General features: G+C 40.9%; 10 protein-coding genes and 1 pseudogene. 9 read left to right on the top strand and 2 right to left on the bottom strand.

Features of this window, described 5'->3' with window-relative positions; genetic code table 11:
- Window positions 1–17 precede the first annotated feature (17 nt).
- Together BGC7_RS12210 and mobA are read right to left on the bottom strand one after the other, a co-directional pair.
- Window positions 18–368: pseudogene (locus BGC7_RS12210) on the bottom strand (relaxase/mobilization nuclease domain-containing protein); the annotation flags it as partial.
- Between the two features lie 2 nt (window positions 369–370).
- On the bottom strand, window positions 371–802 hold the full coding sequence (gene mobA, locus BGC7_RS12205) for a conjugal transfer protein MobA (RefSeq protein WP_050701884.1): 432 nt from the start codon (window positions 800–802) through the stop codon (window positions 371–373).
- Window positions 803–819: 17 nt separating this feature from the next.
- Between mobA and BGC7_RS17910 the strand changes: the two genes are divergently transcribed.
- The 9 genes from BGC7_RS17910 to BGC7_RS12170 all read left to right on the top strand — a co-directional run.
- Window positions 820–1,068, top strand: a complete 249-nt coding sequence (locus BGC7_RS17910; RefSeq protein WP_157258716.1) for a hypothetical protein — start codon at window positions 820–822, stop codon at window positions 1,066–1,068.
- A 125-nt stretch (window positions 1,069–1,193) separates the two neighbouring features.
- Complete coding sequence (locus BGC7_RS17905) at window positions 1,194–1,331, top strand: hypothetical protein (protein WP_157258715.1); 138 nt, start codon at window positions 1,194–1,196, stop codon at window positions 1,329–1,331.
- Window positions 1,332–1,598: 267 nt separating this feature from the next.
- On the top strand, window positions 1,599–2,354 hold the full coding sequence (locus BGC7_RS12200; RefSeq protein ID WP_050701883.1) for a ParA family protein: 756 nt from the start codon (window positions 1,599–1,601) through the stop codon (window positions 2,352–2,354).
- Between the two features lie 6 nt (window positions 2,355–2,360).
- Window positions 2,361–2,816, top strand: coding sequence for a DUF3408 domain-containing protein (locus tag BGC7_RS12195; protein ID WP_050701882.1), 456 nt, complete (start codon window positions 2,361–2,363; stop codon window positions 2,814–2,816).
- A 10-nt stretch (window positions 2,817–2,826) separates the two neighbouring features.
- Window positions 2,827–3,132, top strand: a complete 306-nt coding sequence (locus BGC7_RS12190) for a DUF3408 domain-containing protein (RefSeq protein ID WP_050701886.1) — start codon at window positions 2,827–2,829, stop codon at window positions 3,130–3,132.
- A gap of 2 nt (window positions 3,133–3,134) precedes the next feature.
- Window positions 3,135–3,857 carry a hypothetical protein gene (locus BGC7_RS12185; RefSeq protein WP_050701881.1) on the top strand — a complete coding sequence of 241 codons (723 nt, stop codon included), beginning with the start codon at window positions 3,135–3,137 and terminating at the stop codon, window positions 3,855–3,857.
- A 161-nt stretch (window positions 3,858–4,018) separates the two neighbouring features.
- On the top strand, window positions 4,019–4,321 hold the full coding sequence (locus tag BGC7_RS12180) for a DUF4134 domain-containing protein (RefSeq protein ID WP_006798335.1): 303 nt from the start codon (window positions 4,019–4,021) through the stop codon (window positions 4,319–4,321).
- A gap of 22 nt (window positions 4,322–4,343) precedes the next feature.
- Window positions 4,344–4,679 (top strand): DUF4133 domain-containing protein, encoded by a 336-nt coding sequence (locus tag BGC7_RS12175; protein ID WP_050701880.1) that lies wholly within the window; start codon window positions 4,344–4,346, stop codon window positions 4,677–4,679.
- Window positions 4,672–6,212: TraG family conjugative transposon ATPase (locus BGC7_RS12170; RefSeq protein WP_157258714.1), on the top strand; the 1,541-nt coding region annotated here is incomplete at its 3' end. The genes BGC7_RS12175 and BGC7_RS12170, both read left to right, overlap by 8 nt.

Raw genomic sequence — 6,212 nt, 5'->3', positions numbered from 1 at the left:
ATATACCCTTATGGGCGCACGTGTATATGCTCCCTGCCAATGTCCTCATGTTTGAAAATCATGTAGGGCTGTCCGCCATATCCGAACCGTTCCATATACTCACGCCCGATGTCGGCAAGCTGATTATCGGTCAGCTTATCGTCCGGATGTGGATTGAGTGAAATGTGGATAACAGGTTTCGATGTGCGAATATGTGAAGGCATAAACCGCTCGAAATCTTGCATACAATCGGATACATTGAACGTTCCATCAGTGGGTTCGATGACTAAATTAGTAGCCAAAACTTTACCTAAACCTTCGTCTACTTTCTCCTGATTGTAGGTAAGTGCACCATATAAACTGCTTCCGTGGCTAAATTTGGCAACCATTTTTAGAGATGTTTAGCCTTAAATTGTTCGCACAACTGTAGCACTTCGTGCCCGATTCCCGCCAGTTCAATGGTTGCATTTTCCAATTTATAGAGCAATGCCAGTGCTTTTTTCTCTCCAAAATTGGAATGTAGCTCCTTCACAACTTGATTGTAATTGATTCCAATACTTCGTATTTGTGAGTGTAAAGCGGTGAGCTTTGCAATAAATTCTACTGCCGAAGCATCGGTTTTTACTACACGAAACTCATCCCCAAAGATGCGGGCGGCGATAAATCCGGACAAGGATTGTACGCCTGACTGCTCGTATAAAGCAAGGAATCCGGCATGTTGTTCGTCGGTTAGGTTCACTGTCAGCCGATGCTTTGCCGGGTCGTTCTTTGGGGGTCTGCCCCCTTTTCCCTGTTTGAGGGGTACTGTTTTCTCTTCGTTCATAACATTGATTTTTCTTAGTGGTTTATGAACGTTATGGGACGGTTCATGCCGTCTTCATTTTTCCCGACTTCGGAGAGGAAAATACCCCTCTGGAAGAGCAAGGGTTGTGTGCTGCAAAATTCATTTTGCGATGCACTCAACATACCTTGCTATTTGCCCAAATGCAAATACATTTTGCCCGTAAAGGGCATCATCCTATCCCGAATGTTTCGGGGTATAAGCCTGATCCCTGTCAGGTATTTTATGAGTGTCGGAACTCTATTTAAAATAGACATGAATACCCCATAACGTTTCATGCAGCAAAGTTATATCCTAAAATAATCAACTGAAAATCAACAAGTATAGACAAATGCGGACACAAGCTTCCACCTCTCAAAAACATAGTGCAAATATGAAAAAGATAGATTTTATTTGTCGGAGAATTGATTGTACGGCGGGATATAGAGCCCTACAATCAGTCGTACCAAAGGAGGAATCTATGTGCGATTATACAGAGGTAAAAACGTACAATGAAAGAATGGTTGGATAGTACATTTTCAGATACATAAGTAATGTGTATCGTAAGTAATATCAAACGAACCAATTTACGAAGCAACCAACCTAAGAATGTTAGTCTGTTGCAACCTCCCAACAGCGAAATATCTCAATAGACAGTTGGTTGGTTGTACCACTATACAGAGGTTGTTACCTGAAAACAGATATACCACCGAACGAAAGTTGAGACATAAAAAGATATGTATCCCCTTGGGTACGGCTATACGAAAAAACGATTGTACCATTTAAAAAATTAATTGAAATGAAAAAGAAACCTATTTATGTGGCATTCTCAACCCAAAAGGGTGGAGCCGGAAAAACAACTCTTACTGTATTGGCAGCTTCTTATTTACACTATGTAAAAGGAAAGAATATCGCAGTGATTGATTGCGATTATCCTCAGTATTCCATTGCAGATATGCGGGAGCGGGATTTTAAGATGTGCGAAAGTGACGAGTATTACAAAGGGATGCTCTATGAACAGTTTGTCCGTTTGGAAAACAAAAAAGCCTATCCCATTATTGAGAGCAATACCAAAGAGGCTATTGCCGATGCCGAGCATCTGATTCCACAAGGTGATTTTGATTTTATATTCTTTGATCTGCCGGGAACACTTAACAATGTAGATTTAATCCATACCCTTGCACGAATGGATTATATTATTGCTCCCATCGCTGCTGACCGTGTAGTGATGGAAAGTACACTTGATTACATGGTAACTGTGCGTGATGATATTATTGGCAGTGGCAAATCCGATATTAAGGAGATCTACTTGCTCTGGAATCTGGTGGACGGACGGGAGAAGTCCGAACTCTACGAAGTTTATGAGGCAGTTATTAATGAATTGCAATTTACAACCCTGAATACATTCATCCCCAACAGTCTACGATTCCGACGTGAACAATCCGTCAGTCATAAAGCTTTGTTCCGATCTACTTTATTCCCTGTCGATAAAACTCTTGTAAAAGGCAGTAATATAGATGCTCTTTCAGATGAATTGCTCGAAATTCTAAAGTAATGCATTATGGAAGAAAAGAAAACCGATACGAAGTTGAATGCTCAGGACATCATTGCACGTACAGGCAGAAGGGAACGTAAGTTACAGGCTTACTCTCCTGAATCTGTACCAATAGAAACAACTAAGCCAGAAGAGCAAATCGACGAACCAATAGAAGCTCCTGCAATAAAAATAAAACAAGATATTCCACGTGAAGAATCTCGGAAGCGAAAAGCTAAAGTACAGATAGAAACTGATTATCAGAGTCTTTTTATCCACGAGTCGGCAATAGCTGCACGAAGCGGAAAAACAGTTTATATCTGTAAGGAACATCACGAAAGGATCATTAAGATATTGCACGTGATAGCCAAAAATGATGTTTCCCTGTTCAGTTATATTTACAATGTTCTGGAATATCATTTCACTACTTATCAGGAAGATATAACTGAACTGTATGATAATAATATCGAGAAAATATTTTAATCAAAAAACAATGAAAAAGAGAAAGAAAATTAATAAAAGAATGACTCCTAGCGAGACTTCTAATGTAGCGACTTCAACGGCTGTTCAACAATATGAAACTTATTTTTTTAAAGAAGTCCAAAATAGAACCAGAGATCGAAAAGTAGTCTATATCCGAAAAGAGTTCCACGAACGTATGATGCGTATTGTACGGGTTATAGGTGAGAACGATTATACCTTATTCGATTATCTAAGCAATGTATTGGAGCAACATTTCGATACCTACCAAAACGAGATTACCGAACTGTATCGTAAAAAGAACACCGATATATTTTAGTCATGAAACAATACATTATATCAGCCATCGTGTTGTATGCATTGTTTGTTGTCCTTTATCTACTTCGGGAGCGGATGCAAAAAAGAAAAAAGAATGCAGCGAAAAAAACTGTTTTCAATCCGTTTCGTGCAGCACCCAAAGAGGATATTATCGGCAAAAGTAAATTTGACCTTAGACAATCCCGGACAGAAGCTACCACTCTGATTAATAATAAAAAAGAGAAAGAAAATGCTTCTATATTTGTCGAGGAAGAAGAAAAAAAGACCTCGGCGACAATCCCTTTGGATAAACTCGATGAAGTCTTTTCGAACGATGATTTATCAGACAAAGATTCAAATGAAATCAATTTAGAGATTGAGAACACTCCCCCCGAATTTGAGCCTGACAATGATTCAGAAGAAATAGACGAAGATACTGAAGGGAGAGCCTGGGTTTCAATGGCATCGGGGCTTGACTTCAATAATTTGGCGAGTATGATGCGAACGGTGGAGACACCCGACAATGCTACATCCGAAGAAAAAGAAGAAGCCGGACGGGTATTGGTCGAGATACGCAAGACCGATATGTTTGAACAGGTTGTGTCGGGTAAGCCCAAAAAGAAAGTGGTCGTTTCGTCACTTATGGACGATTACTTCTCAGCCTTCCAACGTAAACAAAGAGAAGCAGAAGAAATAGTGGAGCCGACAGTCAAAGCTCCAACTGATTTTAATGTACGCAATATGTAAAACAAAAAAAGTAAAAAATATGAAAGAGCGAGATTACGGTTAGCATGCGTCAGCCTAACAAAACGGTCTACGACCGCACCACTAAAAAATCAAAGTTAAACAACATTATTCATTCAGTACAGGGGACTATTCCACCCCCTGTACTATTAATCAAAAAACGTATGACAAAGAAAAAAATTCTTCTGTCAGCAGCCTTTATCATGGTTGCTGTATCATCTGTATTCGCACAAGGTAACGGTATCGGAGGTATTACCGAAGCTACCAATATGGTAACTTCCTACTTCGATCCCGGAACAAAACTCATCTATGCTATCGGAGCCGTTGTCGGTCTGATCGGTGGTATAAAAGTCTATAACAAATTCTCATCAGGTGATCCGGACACCTCTAAAACTGCTGCTTCGTGGTTCGGTGCGTGTATTTTCCTTATCGTAGCCGCCACTATTCTACGCTCTTTCTTCCTATAATCCATTTCAAAAACGATACGGAATGGAGTATAATATTAACAAGGGCATTGGCAAAAGCGTAGAATTTAAGGGTTTGAAAGCACAATATCTTTTCATTTTCGCAGGTGGTCTACTGGCTGTATTCATAGTTTTTGTGATTATGTATATGGCTGGAGTAGACCAGTGGATATGTATCGGTTTTGGCGTTATCGCTGCTTCCGCATTGGTATGGCTGACTTTCAACCTGAATGCGAAATACGGAGAACACGGGCTCATGAAGTTGCTCGCCAAACGGCAACATCCCCATTTTCTGATCAATCGCAAAAATTCCCGTCGCTTGTTCCAATGCCCTAAAAAGAAGGAGGTCTGGAATGCGTAATACACTAAAAGCAGCTACCATCGAAAGTAAATTTCCTTTGCTTTCGGTTGAACACGACTGCATCATCAGTAAAGATGCGGATATAACGATAGTCTACCGTGTGGATCTGCCGGAACTGTTCACTGTAACAAATACCGAATACGAAGCCATACATTCGGCTTGGACGAAAGCCATTAAGGTTTTACCTGATTACTCAATTATCCATAAACAGGATTGGTTTGTCAAAGAGAACTACAAACCTGCTACCGATAAGGAGAATATGAGCTTTCTATCCCGTTCATTTGAACGTCACTTCAACGAACGTCCTTTTCTGAATCATACTTGCTTCTTGTTTTTGACCAAAACGACCAAAGAACGGATGCGGATGCAAAGTAATTTTTCATCGCTCTGTCGGAGAAACATTATTCCCAAAGAGGTCAATAAAGAAATGGCAGTACGCTTCTTAGAGGCAGTCGGGCAATTCGAGCGAATTTTGAATGATTCGGGATTTATTACGCTGACTCGTATTGCTTCGGATGAGATAACGGGAACAGAAAAAGAAGCGGGGCTGATTGAAAAATACTTTGCCCTCTCATTGGAAGATACCACTTGTCTGGAGGATCTGGAGTTAGGAGCAGACGGCTTACGCATCGGAGATAAAACGGTATGCCTGCATACTATTTCGGATGTGGAAGACTTACCCGGAACAATCGGAACAGATATGCGATATGAAAAGCTATCTACCGACCGGAGTGACTGCCGCCTATCGTTTGCCTCTCCTGTGGGATTATTGTTGTCTTGTAACCATGTATATAATCAATACATTTTTCTGGACGATTCGGCAGAAAACCTGCGGCAGTTTGAAAAATCTGCCCGTAATATGCAATCCTTATCGAAGTACAGTCGTGGAAACCAAATCAATAAAGAGTGGATCGACAAGTATCTGAACGAAGCCCATAGTTTCGGGCTTACTTCTGTCAGGGCACACTTCAATGTGATGGCATGGTCTGACGATGCAGAAGAACTCAAGAATATCCGTAACGATGTAGGTAGTCAATTAGCTCTTATGGAGTGTAAACCACGACACAATACGGTCGATGTCGCTACACTCTATTGGGCAGCGATGCCGGGCAATGCGGGTGATTTTCCAAGTGAAGAAAGTTTCTACACATTTATAGAACCTGCTTTGTGCTTCTTCACAGAGGAAACAAACTACAAGAGTTCTCCGTCGCCTTTCGGTATCAAGATGGCAGACCGGGTAAGCGGAAAACCCATCCATGTGGATATTTCCGACCTACCCATGAAGCAAGGGATTATCACGAACCGCAACAAGTTTATCTTGGGGCCTTCGGGTAGTGGTAAATCCTTTTTTACCAATCATATGTGCCGCCAATATTGGGAACAAGGGACTCATATCGTGCTTGTGGATACGGGAAACTCCTATCAGGGACTTTGTAACTTCATCAATCGTCGTACCAATGGAGAAGATGGGGTGTATTTCACATATACCGAAAAAAATCCTATCTCATTTAATCCATTTTATACCGATGGTGC

This window comes from Dysgonomonas sp. BGC7 (genome assembly GCF_001261735.1).
In the GTDB taxonomy this organism is placed as follows: domain Bacteria; phylum Bacteroidota; class Bacteroidia; order Bacteroidales; family Dysgonomonadaceae; genus Dysgonomonas.
This window is presented reverse-complemented; position numbering and strand designations above follow the sequence as displayed.

Bases quoted from the DNA above. Each gene is read 5' to 3' on its own strand.
- BGC7_RS12180 (WP_006798335.1), top strand. From the start codon at position 4,019: ATGACAAAGAAAAAAATTCTTCTGTCAGCAGCCTTTATCATGGTTGCT.
- BGC7_RS17905 (WP_157258715.1), top strand. From the start codon at position 1,194: ATGAAAAAGATAGATTTTATTTGTCGGAGAATTGATTGTACGGCGGGA.
- BGC7_RS12190 (WP_050701886.1), top strand. From the start codon at position 2,827: ATGAAAAAGAGAAAGAAAATTAATAAAAGAATGACTCCTAGCGAGACT.
- BGC7_RS12200 (WP_050701883.1), top strand. From the start codon at position 1,599: ATGAAAAAGAAACCTATTTATGTGGCATTCTCAACCCAAAAGGGTGGA.
- BGC7_RS12195 (WP_050701882.1), top strand. From the start codon at position 2,361: ATGGAAGAAAAGAAAACCGATACGAAGTTGAATGCTCAGGACATCATT.
- BGC7_RS12185 (WP_050701881.1), top strand. From the start codon at position 3,135: ATGAAACAATACATTATATCAGCCATCGTGTTGTATGCATTGTTTGTT.
- BGC7_RS12175 (WP_050701880.1), top strand. From the start codon at position 4,344: ATGGAGTATAATATTAACAAGGGCATTGGCAAAAGCGTAGAATTTAAG.
- mobA (WP_050701884.1), bottom strand. From the start codon at position 802: ATGAACGAAGAGAAAACAGTACCCCTCAAACAGGGAAAAGGGGGCAGA.